The organism is Mesorhizobium sp. BR-1-1-10, from assembly GCF_020165595.1.
GTDB lineage: Bacteria > Pseudomonadota > Alphaproteobacteria > Rhizobiales > Rhizobiaceae > Mesorhizobium > Mesorhizobium australicum.
Window position 1 is genome coordinate 563,462 of sequence record NZ_JAIUIL010000003.1, and the last position, 14,883, is coordinate 578,344.

The 14,883-nt window shown below is 57.6% G+C and carries 26 protein-coding genes and 1 pseudogene; 11 read left to right on the forward strand and 16 right to left on the reverse strand.

Annotated elements, in window-relative coordinates; all coding sequences use genetic code 11:
* The first annotated feature begins 13 nt into the window (after positions 1 to 13).
* Positions 14 to 787 (forward strand): hypothetical protein, encoded by a 774-nt coding sequence (locus tag LB555_RS08670; RefSeq protein WP_224682663.1) that lies wholly within the window; start codon positions 14 to 16, stop codon positions 785 to 787.
* Here the strand turns inward: LB555_RS08670 and LB555_RS08675 are convergent.
* The 8 genes from LB555_RS08675 to LB555_RS29280 form a co-directional block, all read right to left on the reverse strand.
* Positions 782 to 1,669 carry a DNA-methyltransferase gene (locus LB555_RS08675; protein WP_224682664.1) on the reverse strand — a complete coding sequence of 296 codons (888 nt, stop codon included), beginning with the start codon at positions 1,667 to 1,669 and terminating at the stop codon, positions 782 to 784. The genes LB555_RS08670 and LB555_RS08675 overlap by 6 nt on opposite strands.
* A gap of 121 nt (positions 1,670 to 1,790) precedes the next feature.
* On the reverse strand, positions 1,791 to 2,003 hold the full coding sequence (locus LB555_RS08680; RefSeq protein WP_224682665.1) for a hypothetical protein: 213 nt from the start codon (positions 2,001 to 2,003) through the stop codon (positions 1,791 to 1,793).
* Positions 2,004 to 2,056: 53 nt separating this feature from the next.
* The gene (locus LB555_RS08685) at positions 2,057 to 2,698 is read right to left on the reverse strand and encodes a hypothetical protein (RefSeq protein ID WP_224682666.1); all 642 of its coding nucleotides are present in this window, start codon (positions 2,696 to 2,698) and stop codon (positions 2,057 to 2,059) included.
* A gap of 18 nt (positions 2,699 to 2,716) precedes the next feature.
* Complete coding sequence (locus LB555_RS08690; RefSeq protein WP_224682667.1) at positions 2,717 to 2,971, reverse strand: hypothetical protein; 255 nt, start codon at positions 2,969 to 2,971, stop codon at positions 2,717 to 2,719.
* A gap of 21 nt (positions 2,972 to 2,992) precedes the next feature.
* Positions 2,993 to 3,331, reverse strand: a complete 339-nt coding sequence (locus tag LB555_RS08695; protein WP_224682668.1) for a hypothetical protein — start codon at positions 3,329 to 3,331, stop codon at positions 2,993 to 2,995.
* On the reverse strand, positions 3,328 to 3,663 hold the full coding sequence (locus tag LB555_RS08700; protein ID WP_224682669.1) for a hypothetical protein: 336 nt from the start codon (positions 3,661 to 3,663) through the stop codon (positions 3,328 to 3,330). The genes LB555_RS08695 and LB555_RS08700 overlap by 4 nt, the downstream gene beginning before the upstream one ends.
* Positions 3,660 to 4,205 carry a pentapeptide repeat-containing protein gene (locus tag LB555_RS08705; protein WP_224682670.1) on the reverse strand — a complete coding sequence of 182 codons (546 nt, stop codon included), beginning with the start codon at positions 4,203 to 4,205 and terminating at the stop codon, positions 3,660 to 3,662. The genes LB555_RS08700 and LB555_RS08705 overlap by 4 nt, the downstream gene beginning before the upstream one ends.
* A gap of 19 nt (positions 4,206 to 4,224) precedes the next feature.
* The gene (locus LB555_RS29280; RefSeq protein ID WP_263488965.1) at positions 4,225 to 4,359 is read right to left on the reverse strand and encodes a hypothetical protein; all 135 of its coding nucleotides are present in this window, start codon (positions 4,357 to 4,359) and stop codon (positions 4,225 to 4,227) included.
* A 154-nt stretch (positions 4,360 to 4,513) separates the two neighbouring features.
* On the opposite strand from LB555_RS29280, the gene LB555_RS08710 reads away from it, so the two are divergent.
* From LB555_RS08710 to LB555_RS08730, 5 genes are all read left to right on the forward strand, one after another.
* On the forward strand, positions 4,514 to 4,747 hold the full coding sequence (locus tag LB555_RS08710) for a hypothetical protein (protein WP_224682671.1): 234 nt from the start codon (positions 4,514 to 4,516) through the stop codon (positions 4,745 to 4,747).
* Between the two features lie 74 nt (positions 4,748 to 4,821).
* Positions 4,822 to 5,220, forward strand: coding sequence for a hypothetical protein (locus LB555_RS08715; protein ID WP_224682672.1), 399 nt, complete (start codon positions 4,822 to 4,824; stop codon positions 5,218 to 5,220).
* Between the two features lie 10 nt (positions 5,221 to 5,230).
* Positions 5,231 to 5,632, forward strand: coding sequence for a recombination protein NinB (locus LB555_RS08720; protein ID WP_224682673.1), 402 nt, complete (start codon positions 5,231 to 5,233; stop codon positions 5,630 to 5,632).
* A complete protein-coding gene (locus LB555_RS08725; RefSeq protein WP_224682674.1) occupies positions 5,629 to 5,841 on the forward strand; it encodes a hypothetical protein in 213 nt (70 codons plus the stop codon). Before LB555_RS08720 ends, LB555_RS08725 begins: the two co-directional genes overlap by 4 nt.
* Positions 5,838 to 6,041 carry a hypothetical protein gene (locus LB555_RS08730; protein WP_224682675.1) on the forward strand — a complete coding sequence of 68 codons (204 nt, stop codon included), beginning with the start codon at positions 5,838 to 5,840 and terminating at the stop codon, positions 6,039 to 6,041. Before LB555_RS08725 ends, LB555_RS08730 begins: the two co-directional genes overlap by 4 nt.
* Positions 6,042 to 6,352: 311 nt before the next feature.
* Here the strand turns inward: LB555_RS08730 and LB555_RS08735 are convergent.
* The 7 genes and pseudogenes from LB555_RS08735 to LB555_RS08765 all read right to left on the reverse strand — a co-directional run.
* Positions 6,353 to 6,700 (reverse strand): annotated as a pseudogene (locus LB555_RS08735) (RusA family crossover junction endodeoxyribonuclease); the annotation flags it as partial.
* Positions 6,701 to 6,754: 54 nt separating this feature from the next.
* Complete coding sequence (locus LB555_RS08740; protein WP_224682677.1) at positions 6,755 to 7,132, reverse strand: hypothetical protein; 378 nt, start codon at positions 7,130 to 7,132, stop codon at positions 6,755 to 6,757.
* A gap of 153 nt (positions 7,133 to 7,285) precedes the next feature.
* Complete coding sequence (locus LB555_RS08745) at positions 7,286 to 7,609, reverse strand: hypothetical protein (RefSeq protein ID WP_224682678.1); 324 nt, start codon at positions 7,607 to 7,609, stop codon at positions 7,286 to 7,288.
* 418 nt (positions 7,610 to 8,027) lie between these two features.
* Complete coding sequence (locus tag LB555_RS08750) at positions 8,028 to 8,357, reverse strand: hypothetical protein (RefSeq protein ID WP_224682679.1); 330 nt, start codon at positions 8,355 to 8,357, stop codon at positions 8,028 to 8,030.
* Positions 8,332 to 9,174 (reverse strand): hypothetical protein, encoded by an 843-nt coding sequence (locus LB555_RS08755; RefSeq protein ID WP_224682680.1) that lies wholly within the window; start codon positions 9,172 to 9,174, stop codon positions 8,332 to 8,334. The genes LB555_RS08750 and LB555_RS08755 overlap by 26 nt, the downstream gene beginning before the upstream one ends.
* On the reverse strand, positions 9,158 to 9,586 hold the full coding sequence (locus tag LB555_RS08760) for a hypothetical protein (RefSeq protein WP_224682681.1): 429 nt from the start codon (positions 9,584 to 9,586) through the stop codon (positions 9,158 to 9,160). The genes LB555_RS08755 and LB555_RS08760 overlap by 17 nt, the downstream gene beginning before the upstream one ends.
* 2 nt (positions 9,587 to 9,588) lie before the next feature.
* The gene (locus LB555_RS08765) at positions 9,589 to 10,305 is read right to left on the reverse strand and encodes a hypothetical protein (protein WP_224682682.1); all 717 of its coding nucleotides are present in this window, start codon (positions 10,303 to 10,305) and stop codon (positions 9,589 to 9,591) included.
* Between the two features lie 484 nt (positions 10,306 to 10,789).
* Between LB555_RS08765 and LB555_RS08770 the strand changes: the two genes are divergently transcribed.
* The 3 genes from LB555_RS08770 to LB555_RS08780 all read left to right on the forward strand — a co-directional run bounded on the left by LB555_RS08770 (position 10,790) and on the right by LB555_RS08780 (position 11,819).
* Positions 10,790 to 11,026 carry a hypothetical protein gene (locus LB555_RS08770; RefSeq protein ID WP_224682683.1) on the forward strand — a complete coding sequence of 79 codons (237 nt, stop codon included), beginning with the start codon at positions 10,790 to 10,792 and terminating at the stop codon, positions 11,024 to 11,026.
* 314 nt (positions 11,027 to 11,340) lie between these two features.
* The gene (locus LB555_RS08775; RefSeq protein WP_224682684.1) at positions 11,341 to 11,586 is read left to right on the forward strand and encodes a hypothetical protein; all 246 of its coding nucleotides are present in this window, start codon (positions 11,341 to 11,343) and stop codon (positions 11,584 to 11,586) included.
* Positions 11,583 to 11,819, forward strand: coding sequence for a hypothetical protein (locus tag LB555_RS08780; RefSeq protein WP_224682685.1), 237 nt, complete (start codon positions 11,583 to 11,585; stop codon positions 11,817 to 11,819). The genes LB555_RS08775 and LB555_RS08780 overlap by 4 nt, the downstream gene beginning before the upstream one ends.
* Here LB555_RS08780 and LB555_RS08785 read toward each other — a convergent pair.
* On the reverse strand, positions 11,816 to 12,229 hold the full coding sequence (locus LB555_RS08785) for an H-NS family nucleoid-associated regulatory protein (protein WP_224682686.1): 414 nt from the start codon (positions 12,227 to 12,229) through the stop codon (positions 11,816 to 11,818). The genes LB555_RS08780 and LB555_RS08785 overlap by 4 nt on opposite strands.
* 179 nt (positions 12,230 to 12,408) lie before the next feature.
* On the opposite strand from LB555_RS08785, the gene LB555_RS08790 reads away from it, so the two are divergent.
* Positions 12,409 to 12,789, forward strand: coding sequence for a hypothetical protein (locus LB555_RS08790; RefSeq protein ID WP_224682687.1), 381 nt, complete (start codon positions 12,409 to 12,411; stop codon positions 12,787 to 12,789).
* A 14-nt stretch (positions 12,790 to 12,803) separates the two neighbouring features.
* Complete coding sequence (locus LB555_RS08795) at positions 12,804 to 14,540, forward strand: ParB/RepB/Spo0J family partition protein (RefSeq protein ID WP_224682688.1); 1,737 nt, start codon at positions 12,804 to 12,806, stop codon at positions 14,538 to 14,540.
* Positions 14,541 to 14,883 lie beyond the last annotated feature (343 nt).

The window sequence follows — 14,883 nt, forward strand, 5'->3', positions numbered from 1 at the left end:
CGGGCTTACGGGGATGGCGGAGGCGCCAAAGGTTGGGGAGGTCGCGGCTAAGCTCGAAAGGCTTAGTCCTGTTCAGCTCGACCTTATCGACTCGATAGCCAGCCAGCTCATCCAGCCCCCGGATTATCAGCGCTACCTGGATTCGGACTTGGTTTCTGATGGCGTGCTCTGGAGCTTTGGCGACGCCCTGCGCGTCCATCATTGCTTCTCGGTCGAGCCGTTCACGAAAGACCGCTTCGAGTACGCCCTTGAACGCTCAATCAATGCAAATGGCGGCAAGGCCACCAGAGCACCGCGCGGGAATCCAGGGCACGACCTGACCATCGGCAATGTCGCCTATTCGCTGAAGACCCAAGCTAACGCGGGCATCAGAGCCGACTTCATACATATCTCGAAATTCATGGAGCTGGGAAAGGGAACGTGGACGGATAAGGTGGAAGATCTGGACGGACTACGTGACCAGATGTTCCACCATATGCGAAGCTACGAGCGCATCATAACTCTCCGCAAGCTGCCGCTGTTCGGCAACGAGTATTATGAGCTGGTTGAAATCCCGAAGGCCTTGCTCCTAGAGGCTGCCAACGGCGAAATGAGCATGATGGAGAACAGCCGACAAATCCCGAGGCCTGGTTATTGCCGGGTAAGGGACGAGAACGGCGTCGTTAAGTTCGAGCTCTATTTCGATGGCGGAAGCGAGCGGAAGCTGCAAATCAGGGTATTGCGTAAGGCCCTCTGCACGGTTCACGCGACCTGGAAATTCCCGAGCAATCAGCCGGTGGCGCTATAGCAAAGACGGTTGATGTCTTGCTGCCCGGATGCGGCTTACAGCCAAATCCGCAAACTCTGAATTCACCTCGATGCCGACAGCTTGACGGTTAAGCCGCTTGGCGACGGCACCCACGGTCCCCGAGCCAAGGAATGGGTCTAGGACTAGGTCATGTGGGGCAGTTCCGCCGAGTACGCAAAGCTCGACGAGTTTCGAGGGGAAAACGGCGAAGTGGGCGCCCTTGAAGGGCTCCGTGTTGATATTCCAGACCGTGCGACGGTTCTTGCTGCCTTGGGTGCCTGTGGCGGGCTCTACCATTCCTGCCTGGTCGAAATAGTACTTCTCGGATTTCGTGAGCAGGAAGACGAACTCGTGAGAGCGGGTGGGACGGTCCTTTACCGACTCAGGCTGGCAATTTGGCTTGTTCCACACGATGTCTGAACGCAGATACCAGCCATCCGCCTGCAGGGCGAAGGCGATCTTCCACGGAAGGCCGATGAGGTCTTTCGGCTTCAGGCCATCAGGCGTGTCCGGGCGATAGGTCATAGCCCGGCCCTTGTTCTTCTTGTCCGGTGCTCGCCACGTGCGCCCACCGCTCGTGTAAGCGTCGCCGATGTTCAGCCAGAAGGTGCCGTCGTCACGGAGAGTGCGGCGGACTTCGCGAAACACGCTCACGAGATCCCGGACATAATCATCCAGCTCGTCTTCGGCACCTATCTGATCGGGATGCTCGTAATCACGAAGTCCCCAGTAGGGTGGGCTGGTGACGCAGCATTGAAAATGCCCGTCTGGAAATTCCGCGAGCTTGTAACGGGCGTCGGCCAGATACACCGATACGCCGTCTTCCGAAAAATACAGATCGGTGGGTTCGGGCAGGTTAGCTTTTGCCGCTGCTGATCTCATGTTGAAAAGCCCTGTTGCCACACCGATAAGAAACCACCCTACTGACGGGTGGTTGAGTACGAAACTGAAAAGGCCCTAGCCATCGCGATGAACACACAGTTTTTTGGCCAATTTCGGTCTCTCACTGCACCGTGTCCGTCTTCGGATAGACACCTGTGGCCAAATACTCGCAGAACTGGAGCGCGGCTCGGACGGTAGTGGTGTCGTTCACGAAATGAGCGTCATCCTCGATTTCATCGCACACCAGCAGGAGTTTGCGGCCAGTTTCCGCCAGCTCCTCCGGCATCCCGGCAATCTGGCGAAGGAAGGCTGCTCGGGCTTCGTCTCTGGTCACTGGGGCCTCCAAAGAGGCCGAGTCTACACGGTCTTGGGCGAGAGTGAATCCCCCTACGCCTTCACGGGCGCGGCTCTAATCGCGTATTCATCCACCTCATCCGGATACTGCGGCTCCTTGTATTGAGCGACCACTGCATCTGGCCATATTCCCTTGCACCGCCCTAAACCAATGTTGGCGTCAAAGTACTGCAATGCCCCCGTCATGGTGCAAAAACCAGTGGTCAGCGGAAAAGGGTAGTTCGCAAGGAAACTCTCAAACTCGGCCTTGCTTACGACCGTGAGGGCGCCACCAAGGACGCGCACAGGCACAGCGCTGGCTTCACTCGCCTTTGGGGTTTCCGTATCGCTAAACAGCTTCACCAGTTCCGGCTTAATCCGCACCGGCTCTGCCATCCGTTCTTCCAGCTTTGCCATCTCTTCGGCGTTGAGCGAGATGTTGGCTGCGGTTTCCAGTTGGGTGATGTAGGCTGCTAGCGGCTTAGAGAGCCGGTATTGGCTTTCCAGTTCGATGAACTCAATAGCTTCGTCCACCAGTTTTGGGCGAGCAGGTGGCGACACCGACTTGCTAGCACCGCACCGAGTGCACATGAGTTTGGTATACGGATGCTCATTAGCCGCCGTAATGTCTACCCAGTTATGGGTGCGTGCGCACTGCCCGTCAGCCACGCCGCTCTCATCATAAATCGTATCCACATTGGTTTCTTCCGTTGATTAGGCTGCCTTACGGCGGATAGGTGAGCCCAGAACGTCGTCCCTGAGGTAGAGCGGCCTACGCCGGTCGGCGGGGTCGCGCTCCTTTTCCCACTTCTTGAGCCACGCAGTCTGCTGCACTGCAGCCACAGTCGAGCTACCACGCAACGTCGCCGCCAGCTCTGCGCTGACGAAAATTCGTCCGTCTATCAGGTGTTCGCCTTCGTTCAGGCCATCCTCGACAGCATGCTTCGTTTCACCGGCCAGAGTGACCAAGGGCGCCACAACGGCAACTGCTCAGGCTGCCTCAGCTGCCTCGACTTCCGGCGCTGCATCTTCGAATCGGAAGGTTGCAGGCATCTTGGGCAATGTCTCGACCGGTACCGGCTTCGCAGCTTGAACCGGGATAGCAGCGGCCTTCTTGAACGCGGCCATTGCCGAATCGGCGGTCGCAGCCTTCGGTTCGGCCTCGACCAGATTTGCCCGGCTCACGGCGAACGCCTTCTCGGCTTCACCGGCCGGAGCGCGGACGGATATCAAGTTGACGGCCATCCCGAATTTTTCGTTGAGGATGTGTGCCTTGAGAACATCACCGCAGTTGGCGTTGAGAACGTCGAGAAGCGCTATTTCGGTCATTTCACGCCTCCACGCTTCACTGCCCGGCGTTCGCCCGGACGTTTGCCCGTCCAGTAGTGTACCCGGTGATCCCCGCGTCCCGAATGGTTCGGCACGTTGAAATGCCCGCGGGGATTGTCGGCGCGGTAGAGATACCCTTGGCGCCGGAGCCGCGTGAACATCTTCCGCGGGTCGGTGGTACCCATCCGCTGTGCCGTCAATGCGTCGATGACACCGTACTTCTCCAGGTGGGCGATAACGCGAGCCTGCACGCCCATCTGGGATTCGGTGGGCGGGAGAGGGCGCTTGCCAAGCATGTGGCCGGGGAGGGCGAGGAGCTGGCGGAGGTTCATGACCGCGCCTTCGCAATAAGGCCCATGAACTCATCAATCCACCCGACCACCAGCTTTGCCGGTTGGTTTTTCTCCGGTGTGTCGCCGGTGCGTATGGCAAGGAAGAACCGCTCAGCAGCAGAACCGGAGTTGGCCTCGATGCCGTCCAGATCGTTGTAGGAACAGCCGCGCACATTGGCGATGGTGCCGCACAGGCAGGCGCATTGCCCCGAATATGTCGAGCCGTTCACCTTTCCGTCAATCAGAGCTTGGCGCAGGGCCGGGACTTCCGGGATCGCGTTCAGCAGAACGCCCCAAATATCGTGCTTGATGGCGCGCAGGTTCGCCTCCGACAGGTTCGCCTCCGACAGGTTCGCCCACGACAGGTTCGCCTCCGACAGGTTCGCCCACGACAGGTTCGCCTCCGACAGGTTCGCTTGCGCGGATACCGCCGCGCGCACTGCCAGGCCAAGCTTCAACGAATAGCTGGCGTCGTCCGCACAATTAATCTCTGCTGTAAAAATCACTTCACCGGAAAAACGGTGCTTAATGTCAAATTTCACGTCCTCGCTTTCTCTTGGATTAACAGAACACGGACATGCCGGCGTACAGCGCACCGAAGGCGAAGCCTGCCGACACGATGAGAAGGTTGCGCTCGCACCAATCCACAATGCGGTCAGTCCGCGTCTCGGGGTGGTAGATAGGGGTATAAGTCATTTCAGTATTCCTTTTATTGGTTGGTAAAAGGATGCTGAGCCGAGTTTTAACAAATGTAAATACCCTATTGTGAAAATATTATAACACAATAGTCTTGCCACCTTTAATATATTGCCCCACTATATTATTACCCAATAAACAAAGGAGGGGTATTATGAGAAGTCAACCAACACCAGCCATGCCGTCACTGGCAGACATTATGCGAACCGCGAAGGCGCGTTCGGAGGAAAAGCGCTGGAATGAGAAGGTCGGCGAGCTTGTCGACATGATCGACATTCTGGCGACTGAGCGTAGCCCGGCGGCGCTGGTCGAGGCCGTGCGCAAGCGTGGCTACAACATCGAAGCCGACACCGGGATGCTTGAGCGTCGCGGCCTAAGCCTCAACTAATTCCAAAGTTTCGGCATAGTGCCGGAAACGCTGCGCAAGCGGCACCTAAACCAAAACGAACGAAATGAACTACAATGAAACTCAATGACGCTTTCCCGTCCAACTACCTTAAATCTGCTGACTTGCAGGGCCGTACCGTGACCGTGACCATTAGCAAATACGCCATGGAAAAGCTGGGCGATGAGCAAAAGCTAATCCTCCACTTCCTTGGTAAGGAAAAAGGTATGGTCTGCAACCGCACCAACGCCACCCTCCTTGCCTTCTACTACGGCGAAGACCTGAACCAGTGGATTGGCAAATCCTTCCTGCTGGGCACTGAGCCGGTCACCTTCCAAGGGAAAGTCACCGAGGCCCTTCGCGTAAAGGGCACGCCGACTACGAATGCAGCGCCTGCACCAGCACTTCAACCCGCGCCGGTCATGGCGCCAGCACCGGTCGCAGACGCGCCGTTCGATGATGAGATCCCATTTTAGGGCAACCTAGATGTTCTTCATCATCGATACCAAGGATAAGCGGGCGGAGGCGGCAACTGCTGTCTCCCGCTTGCCTGCCTCTCCACGCTATTCGGTCGAGATAAAGCCTTACAAGCGCAATCGCAGTCTCGCCCAAAACCGGACGATGTGGATGTGGTACGCGGTCATAGCCGACCACATGGGCTGTGAGCCCGAAGATCTGCACGAGGAAATGAAAGTCCGCGTGCTGGGCGTGGAACGGAAGATTGTCGCCGGACAGGCGTGCATCATCCCGAAAAGCAGCACGACGCTCGACGTGGACGGCATGGGGCGCTTCATGGCTGCCATCGAGAGCCTTGCAGCAGACCTGGAGGTAAAGCTCCCTGCAACCGATGAATACGACTATGCGATGCACGGGAAGAGAGCGGCATGACCTCGCCCCAGCTCGATAAAGAAACCCAGCTCCTGAGGGATGCCTGGATTGCCGCAGAGAATGCGCGCAGGGAAGCCGGCGAAGCCCTCATAGAAGCCCACAAGAATTCCCCGCTCGGCATCGCTTACGCCGCAGCGAAGGACAACGCGAAACGCGCAAAGGAGGCTTTCTCCCAAGCGTTTCATAATCAACGAAAGTCTAAATTATGAGAACCAAGACAGTCGGCTACGACGTGGACAAGAAGCGCGTCGTTCTGGAGATGTTCCGACACCCTGACCTTAGGGAAGTTATGACCCGCCTCCACGACAAGACGGGAATGGTCAGCTCGATCGACATTATCCGCCTGGCACTGAAGCAGTTGGATGCCAATCTGCCGGCCGCGCCGAAACCTCAGGCCGCTGACGCCTAAACCTAAATCCCCAAGAAGAAGATCCCCCCAAATGGACATTGTTAGAGGGCTGAAGCCACTCACCGACGTGGAACGAGCGTTTGCCGCCGAGAAGCACCGGCAGCTGAAAGCGGAAATCCAACTGGTCTGCGAAATGAACCCGGACCTATTGGACTATCCGCGGGGCTTGACCGGAAATTATGTAGTCTCTGGGAAAGATGGAGCGGGTTTGTCTACGAGCGCGAAAACCCGCGTCTGTCAGAATCTCTTAGCCTTGCGGCGGGCGATGGACCGCAGGCGAACCGCGCTTGCATTATCGGGGTTCGCGCGGGCTACGCCACCGTCACAGCAACCTTGACGGAATCCGCCTCGCCATAACCCTTCCGGCAAACCAGCTCGACCACCTGACTATCATCCAGCCAGACGCCGGCAGCCGTCATCGCATCGAGGATCGCCTTGGCGAGGTTGTCCACATCACCGCGTGGCCATCCGCCTTCCAGCCGGGCGGCACGGCGCTTTTTGCTATCGCTGACGGGCGGTGCCTCGACGCATTCAATTGAGACGCTCACACGGCCCGCGTATTGACCGGTGACCAGCTTCCTAATGTCAGTCTCAGCCTGTTTCTTCCAGGCGGTGTATGTTTTGGGATAATGCACGCCCCAGCGTGTCACCCTTGGCCGAGGGCACGGTGGCGTCTTGTAGGGTAGGGTAAACTCGACTTATGCGGCAATCTCTTACTGCCCATCAGACTTCAGCTTGGTCACATCGTCAACGGGTTTTAGGCTCAGCCATCGCCAGCGACGGTTCCAGACCGGAAACTTCCGTAGTCCCTGGCCGAGGTTGTCGAGCCCACGCACGAGGAAGTAGATCGCTGCGAGCATCTGGAGGAGGTGGGTGACAAAGGGGATAGTGTAGATGTTGGTTCCGACATCCGGCTTCGGGCCGCCCACACCCAGGAAGAACAGGGTGATGAAAACCAGCGCGAGGGCTGCAGCTATCTCGACCAGACCGTAAAGCCAGCGCTGGTTTTCCCTCATCCAATACAGGACGATGCCAAACACGATAAACGTGAGGTAACCGGCTGCGAACGTGAGGTAGATGATGCCCTTCAAGTACGGCGTATCCAGACCGAGGTTCAGAGCGAGGCCAAGTAGAGGGATGCTAACCAGCGCAGACCCCATCAGCACCGTTTTGAATATTCTCTGCCCTTTGGATATCCCAACCGATTCCATGACACCCCTCGCAAAGCCCGCCGCCAATATGGACTAAGGCACCGGATTGAAAACCCTTTTCTTGCGCCACTTCTCCCAGCCGCTCCCCTTGCCGCGATCGAGCGCATAGTAGGTCTCGCCTCCAAACTCCTGCGCCATCCTCTCCGCCTGAAAGGGCTCCTTAAACCGGAAGGCCAGATATTCCTTGTCGCCCCGTCGGATGAAGGCGTGCCGACTGGCACAGTTCATCTCATGCGCCCGGCTATGGGCGGGGTCATAATTCTTCTCGCAGCAGTTCTCCCACGGAATGACGGCATGGTGCGGCCAAAAGCGGTCGAGGTAGCCGTCGGTGTTGATGCCTTTGTGTCGGGCAGGCATTAGAACCTCCTAAAATGGGCGGGAATATGTTCACGTTCCGTTCCATGTGAGTCAAGGCCAGGTTGTTTTGTGCCTTTTTTCATGCATAACTTGGCCACTGCTTCCGGTTAGCGGGTGGCAGAAACAAGGGGGAAATAATGAAAATAAGATTTTTGGTGATGGGTGTGTGTGCGCTTGCGTTTAGTTCTGGAGCCAGTGCAAGCGATGTCACCAATGTCGTCTTTCATCCAGCTTCGAGTTGCCACGAACAAAGTTCATGTGCTGCTACCAATCTTCCCGTCATAAAAGTGGTTTCCTTTTGCTATTCGCGGTGCGTAACTAGGCAAGCCAGCTGTGCACGCTCCTGTGGGGATGACTCGGAGTGCATCGACAACTGCATAGAGGTTGGCGACGAGTGCAAGAATGACTGTGGCGGCAACTAGTCGTCCGAGAATTGAAGCCAATTTTGCAACAACCGTCTTCTGGCGAGCACGTTCGTCCCGATCGCCACCTTCACATCGCGAATGAACGAGGCCAGCGAAGGGATCTTGCCTTCGCCGCGGATTGCCCAGCGGTAAGCCTTACGGATGGCGTAGAGCGGGAATTCCTCCAGCTCCTCCGTCCAAACCAGCAGTTGCGCCCGCAGCTTGGCCTGGTCGCCGGTGTAGAGGTTGAACGCGGCAAACAGCATCGAGACGACCTTCTCCAGTTCGGCGCCCTCGGTATGGGCAGGCGCCAGCACGTCAGTAAGGGATGACACGGCGGCCATTACTGTCGCGCGCAACTCCGGCGTCAGTGCCGGTGGCGCCGGCAGCCGCAGCCCCGTGCTCGCCGCCGTCAGTTGGGCGTGTTCCATGTCGGTGAGCCACGACTGCACCGAGGGCGGCAGTAAGTCCCCCACCAGCCGCTCCGCCAGCGCCGCCGCTTCGTCCGCTGTGCTTGGCATTGCGACGACAGTGAGAGCGCCAGGTTGCGGGCCAGTCGGCCTTGAGGCCACCGCCGACGGCGTTGCCGCTGGTCCAGTAATCGGAGAAGTCGTCCCACTCTGCGGAGATCCGGGCAGTGTCCCAGCCGAGTTGCTGGTTTGCCCACTCTCCCCATTCGGCGGGCGGTATGCCTGCGCTTGGTTCAAGGAATTGGCCAAGGCGGATTTTAGAGCTTGCACGGGTAGAGGCTTTCGTTGGTTTGGGGGATACAGAGGGAGTTTCGTTTATAGGGTTGTCTATAACAGTTTTGGTTTGGCCCTTTTGGCCAGAACCTAGGTTTGGCCCTTTTGGCCAATACGGTTTGGCCCTTTCGGCCAAAGTGTACCAATAGGTGCGGTTCATGCTGCCGAAGCTGAAATTGTCGCGTGCAATCAAGTTGGCACCGAGCAGTCTCTCCAACGCATTCCTAATCTGCTTTTCACCGAGATAGGGGAAGAGTTCAGACCACGCGGCGCGGCTATTATAAACCCATGCCACGCCTTCACGGACATTCTCCTGATTGGCGGTATTCTTGACGACCCAGTAGAGGATGTTTTCGAAGATAATGGCGGCTTCGACGCCAATCTCCCCGGCGACATCGATGTTAAACGAGTGATTCACGGCTCACCCCCTCGAACATCGCGGTGTCGTAAAGACCGAGAAAGCACTCGATTGCGTTGGCCGTGATGAAGCGTTGAAGTTTCATCGGCCGCACCTTCATCTGGTGAGCGATTTGCGTCAGCCGCAGATGCCTACCTGTGCGGGGCAAAGTACGATTGTACTCGGGCTTCAGGCGAAAGATTTCGGAGGCTTCCGTCTCATCCAGTGCCGCTGCCGAGGCGTCAGGCATCAACAGGTAATCGAACCCGTCAAAGTCCTTCTGACGCTCAGTCCAATGCACATGGATACGGGCCGAGATGCATTTGGCTTGGCCGACATAGACGATCCGACCGTCGCGATAGAGCCGGTAGATGCCTCGTCCGATGAACGCCTCTTTAACGAGCTGGGTAGGCAGAAAACAGAGTGTTGACATGGCTATGCCTCCACCCGCTTGAACTCAACCACCCAAACCCACGGGTTGTCGGTCCAGATACAGGTGGGCTTCAGGTTCCATCTTTTGCCACCATCGAGGCGACACATCAGATTGGCGAAAGCCATGCGAGCATCGCCGAGCGCATGGCGCTCCGGATCGGCTTGAGGCCACTCAAGCGACCAGCCACTAGACGCGTTGCGGAAGCCCTGACAATTTGGCCTACTTGTTGCGCCTTCGGCTACGGCATCCTCTTGAGAGATATCCTGCAACCTCTCCACCCGCACACTGACGATTTCCAGCAGAATGCGGCTGGCCCAGCGGGGCATATGGATTGATGGACACCAGCCCTTCGAAAGTTCCCAGTTCGACAGGTTGCTGCCTTCGCGGTACACAAGGCAGTCGCCTTTGTTCATGCTGAAAGCGCCAGAGGGGTCGGTTTCTAGTTCCGGCTTCCAGCCAAAAGCCTCCCGCACCCATAGGCGGTCACCGGGCTGGCCGTGGGGGCAATCCGCGATGAGTGCTTGGTAGCAGTCGGGACAGAACATCCCCACGCGCTTACCTGGCCAAGTATGATTGCACAGTTTGTGAGGATAGTCGGCGGGGCACGGCTTTTCGTGCTTGTCGACGACGGCAGGTTTTACAACGCGCCGCAGCTGGGTTTGACGATTTTCTAAAATGCCACGAACTTCGTGGGCTTTGAGAATAATAGGACGTTCCACATCCCAAGACTTTCCTTTGTTTTTGGCTCCCAAGCGTCAATAGAATAAGCCGGGGATGCGGGCTTGGGTCCGCACCCCTTAAAAACAATCTGGGCTGAAGTCGCAGCGCTTGGCAAGAACAATTCTGGTATACTTGTTAAACCTCGATAACCCTCGTTAATTTTCTTGCCCGTTCTGCGCCCCTGACTCATCCTGTGAAGGTAAATACCTCTCACGTTTAAGGATGCAGCGATGCTGAAACAACGGGCGCCGCCCACTGACGAGCAGCCTATCAACGTCCCCGATCCACGCGCCGATCACATCGACTTCACCAGTGAGTGCAAGCGGTGCCAGGTCGAATGCGATTATTGCCGAGGGTGGAAGCCCTTCTATCAACCGGAGGGAGGTGATCCATCTCCGCCAGCAGGAAAGAATAGGCGGTGACCTGCCGTGCGAACGGGCCGCACGTAAAACAAGCCCGACCACCCCGGCCACGGAGGCTCCCATGATACTGGAGTTCTACAGCGAGGGCGGCCAGCATCCCAAGGTGTTCGACTACTACCTTGACCGCTACGGCTACCCGCGGGCGGTGATGCCGAAGCCGCGCGGCATCGAGGGAGTAAGGCAATTCGTCCTACAGGGCGACCGGCCGAGCCCCAGGCAGCTTGAATGCATCAAGGATGTGTTCCGGCGCCGCCCCAACTGGACGCCCATCTTCTTCTTCGAAGAGTGCCCCTACTGACGCGGGGACACTGAGAGCGGGCACAACAAGATCGTGAACCCGTGTCAACGCACCTCACCCTCGCGAGCCTGTCTGGAAACCAGCGGGATCGGCCCCGCCACCAGCAGGGTGAACGTCTGGACTGCCGCTGCCTTCGCAGGAAAAGTCCCACCAGAGTGCACCAAGATTGCCCCCAGAGCGGGGGCGATTTTGTTTCAACGATGACTCTAGATTCCTGACCGAAACAATAAGTGTCCGCGGCTCCCAAGATCCCCGATTCTCGCCGATTCGCCTCTCCGCTAAACTGGGGGATTCAGCCCGGAGGAGGTGTGGAAGTGACGATTATCGAGTTTTACTGGGATGGCCCAGCGACGGTGATTAAGGATTACGATGTGCTGGTGACCGGCGGCAGCGGTTACGCCGAGAGAGTAGGTGGTGGAAACCTCGCCGACAAAAAGGTGGTGAGGGTGCTGGTGAGCCTGCGGAGCAAGGCTTTTATGGAAGACGCGCTCCATAGCATGATGAAGGTCATAATCCTTTTTCCGCTGTCGACCGTGGCGTTCCATGGTTTCCACAAGTGACCACCATCGAGTTTTACCTGCACGGAAAAGCCGCGCCCGCCGAGTACGATTGCACGATTGACGCCAACAAGGGCATCACCGTTCAGCGGAACATGAATATCTTTCAGGAAACCATCAGGGTTCTGGTCAAGGTCAGTAATCGGGCCTTCATGGACACGACCCTTATCGAGATGGGCCGGTTCATTATCATGTATCCGGAGTGCACCGTGGCGTTGCACGGCTTCCACGATTAGACGAGGAAGTCGTCCCGCTTCTTGCCTTCGGCCTCATAAGCGGCGAGCCATTTGGGTGTCGCCCCGCGGCCCGTCCATGAATTCCCCTTGTCGTCCTTGTATTTCACTGCGGGCTTGGCGCGGGTCTTGCCGTTGCCGACGATGCCTCCGGCGCTCAAAGCCGTTTCGCCTTCCGTCTTCTTCCCATTACCCACGCGAGGGGTACGAGCGGTTTTACCGCGTCCGACAAGGATTGGGCCGTCAGGCGTGGCGCCCAGCGACTGAAGCTCCGCCTGTAGCTCTTTAATGCGGGCTTCTTTCCGGTCGACCAGGTGCTTGCCAACATGGGTGTGCAGTTGGGTGAGTTCATCCAGTGAGAGGCTGGTGAGGTCGGGCAGGTTCGAATTTTTAAAGAAGGGCAGCTTGGCCATCAGGGTAGACTCCTATGAAAGGGTGGCCGACCGTATACCTTTAAGCGTGGTGATTCAATAAATGGCGGTTGGCTTAGTTATCGGACTTAATGCCTACTTTTTATTCTTTTTATGCTTATTTTACTTTGCATATACTCAAGGTTATGTCAGTCTATGATAAACCAATAGAAGTAATGACCATGACAACCGAACACATCTACACCGCTGGCGGACACCAGCGCGCTATTCACAATTTGCCTGTTTATGGCGAAACAGTCGCCTACGCTATCGAGCGCCATGATGCGGCGGCGAACGACCAAGCCACCTATGTCGAAATGACCGACGACGCAGACCATGTGGTGCGCTCAGGAAAGGCTAGCTGGCACCGCGTCGAGGGCGACAAGGGCTATTTGACGGGCGCCACCGCTATCCGTTTAGCGAATGGGTGCAGCGGCTGGGTCAAGCTTTACGTCGGGGGCTTGAATGGCCCCGACGCTGGCTGTGTCGGTGAGTTAACCCGCATCAACGCAGTGCTGGCTTCCGTTAATGCTGACCTGCGCTTCTGCGCGGCAGTGGCTTAAGGGGAGGCACAGATGTGGGAAAAACCAAACAACCAGCCATCGCCCCTGTTCTGGGCGGACTTCAACTTATCAGCCTCTCGCTCCTAAAACCTTCCAACGCCAATGTTCGCAAGACGGGACGCGACGAGGGTTTAGCCGCACTTGCAGCATCAATCGAAGCTCACGGCCTGCGCCAGAACCTTAACGTCCGCGCCGACGGCGACACCTATGAGGTGATTGCAGGTGGGCGCCGCCTTGCGGCCCTCACTATGCTCGTCGAGCAAGGCAAGGTGCCAGCCGACTACCCCGTGCCGTGCCTTGTCCTAAATGCCCTTGAGGACGCTGAGGAAATCAGCCTCGCCGAGAATGAGTTGCGCATTGCCATGCACCCCGCCGACCAATTTGTGGCGTTCAAGACGTTGGCCGACAAAGGAACATCTAACGAGGATATCGCTGCCCGCTTTGGCATTACACCTGCCGTTGTGACCCGCCGCCTGAAACTGGCATCTGTTTCGCCTGCCATCATCGAGAGCTACCGACAAGGCCAGTTGAGCCTTGAGGAAATCATGGCGTTCACCCTCAGCACAGACCATAAGCAGCAAGAACGGGTCTGGCGCGAACTGGCAGAGGACGGCGACTTGCAGGCTTGGCGCATCAAGCGTGAGCTGACCGAGGGCATGGTGGAAGCCAGTCGCGGGAAGATGGCAAAGTTTGTGGGACTTGATGCCTACGAAGCTGCTGGCGGGGTCGTGTTCCGCGACCTCTTCTCCCGTGACGACGATGCCTACATGCAGGACGCCGACCTTTTGAAGCGGCTCTACGATGAGAAGGTGGAAGAGGCTGTCGCATTGGTCGAGGCCGAAGGCTGGGCGTGGGTCGAGTACTGGGAAGACACTAACTACGATCGCAGTTTCGACAGCGTGAGGCCGGAGCCTGACGAGGACGAAGACGGCGACGCGGAGGAGATGGATGAGGACGAAGAAATTGAAGACACGTCTGTAGAGTTTACGGACGACGAAAAGGCCAGGAGTGGCGCTATTGTCTCTCTATCTTGGAGTGGCGACTTGAATATTCGACGCGGGCTTGTCGAGCGCAAGCGCGGCAAGCAGCCAGAGGACGAAGTTTCGTCTGGCCCGGCGCCGGAATTCTCCGCCCCCATGACCACAACGCTCACCCAACACCGCACCGCCGCCATCCGTATGGAGCTGGTCAATCAGCCCGCTATCGCGCTTCGTTCCTTGGCTCACTGCTTAGTCGGCAAGCTCCTCATGGGCGGCTACTCATGGCAACTCAGCAGTTGCCTCTCTATCGACCCCAAGCACCACGAGCTGGACGTTGAAGGCCCCGAAGAAAGCCGTGCCCATGCCGAGCTCAAGGCGGTGATTGACGGGTGGAAGCAAAAGCTACCCGCTGAGAAGGCCGACCTTTGGAAGTGGATGGTGGAGCAGCCCGATGAGACGGTGCAGGAGCTGACTGTCCTATGCACCGCGCTGACCGCTTTTGACGTAAGCCAACGTGCCGAGCTGAAGGGTAGCAAGGAACTTGTGGATGCTCTCGGCCTCGATATGCACGACTGGTGGGCGCCCAGCCTAGACGGCTTCATAAGCCGGATGAAGAAGTCCGAACTTGCCCGCATGGTGCGCGAAGTCGGCATGGACGACGAGGCCAAGCGAATCGAGAGCATGAAGAAAGCCGACGCCGTCACCACCGCTTACCGCGCGCTGGACGGACGGCGCTGGATACCGGCCACGTTGCGAACTGTGATTGCCTGACCGTGGAGCAGCTTTCGTTCCTACAGGCCCTTCAGCCGAAACCGAGCAAAGCTGCGCCGCTAACTAAAATGGAGCTTTTGGACGCTGGGCTGAAGGCCAACAAAATGGGGGCGATAGACCGAGAGGAGTTTCTTGTCCGGCAAATTGAGAGGCTCACGGGAAACCGAGCAGCAGCAACCGGCCAAATCACCACGGGATAACGACCCTTTAGACCCGCTCAGGGGTTGCACCAAATCACGACGATGAGCAGGGTGGAGAGGCTGAAGGGGGATCTGCGGACATTCCTTGGCCGGAACCGCAAACCTCCCCAACAGCTGGCTCCCCGGAGGGGTGGGGGGGGGGG

Bases quoted from the DNA above. Each gene is read 5' to 3' on its own strand.
- LB555_RS08760 (WP_224682681.1), bottom strand. From the start codon at position 9,586: ATGTCAACACTCTGTTTTCTGCCTACCCAGCTCGTTAAAGAGGCGTTC.
- LB555_RS08675 (WP_224682664.1), bottom strand. From the start codon at position 1,669: ATGAGATCAGCAGCGGCAAAAGCTAACCTGCCCGAACCCACCGATCTG.
- LB555_RS08695 (WP_224682668.1), bottom strand. From the start codon at position 3,331: ATGACCGAAATAGCGCTTCTCGACGTTCTCAACGCCAACTGCGGTGAT.
- LB555_RS08750 (WP_224682679.1), bottom strand. From the start codon at position 8,357: ATGGCCGCCGTGTCATCCCTTACTGACGTGCTGGCGCCTGCCCATACC.
- LB555_RS08725 (WP_224682674.1), top strand. From the start codon at position 5,629: ATGACCTCGCCCCAGCTCGATAAAGAAACCCAGCTCCTGAGGGATGCC.
- LB555_RS08730 (WP_224682675.1), top strand. From the start codon at position 5,838: ATGAGAACCAAGACAGTCGGCTACGACGTGGACAAGAAGCGCGTCGTT.
- LB555_RS08785 (WP_224682686.1), bottom strand. From the start codon at position 12,229: ATGGCCAAGCTGCCCTTCTTTAAAAATTCGAACCTGCCCGACCTCACC.
- LB555_RS08790 (WP_224682687.1), top strand. From the start codon at position 12,409: ATGACAACCGAACACATCTACACCGCTGGCGGACACCAGCGCGCTATT.
- LB555_RS29280 (WP_263488965.1), bottom strand. From the start codon at position 4,359: ATGACTTATACCCCTATCTACCACCCCGAGACGCGGACTGACCGCATT.
- LB555_RS08670 (WP_224682663.1), top strand. From the start codon at position 14: ATGGCGGAGGCGCCAAAGGTTGGGGAGGTCGCGGCTAAGCTCGAAAGG.
- LB555_RS08720 (WP_224682673.1), top strand. From the start codon at position 5,231: ATGTTCTTCATCATCGATACCAAGGATAAGCGGGCGGAGGCGGCAACT.
- LB555_RS08770 (WP_224682683.1), top strand. From the start codon at position 10,790: ATGATACTGGAGTTCTACAGCGAGGGCGGCCAGCATCCCAAGGTGTTC.
- LB555_RS08745 (WP_224682678.1), bottom strand. From the start codon at position 7,609: ATGCCTGCCCGACACAAAGGCATCAACACCGACGGCTACCTCGACCGC.
- LB555_RS08710 (WP_224682671.1), top strand. From the start codon at position 4,514: ATGAGAAGTCAACCAACACCAGCCATGCCGTCACTGGCAGACATTATG.
- LB555_RS08700 (WP_224682669.1), bottom strand. From the start codon at position 3,663: ATGAACCTCCGCCAGCTCCTCGCCCTCCCCGGCCACATGCTTGGCAAG.
- LB555_RS08715 (WP_224682672.1), top strand. From the start codon at position 4,822: ATGAAACTCAATGACGCTTTCCCGTCCAACTACCTTAAATCTGCTGAC.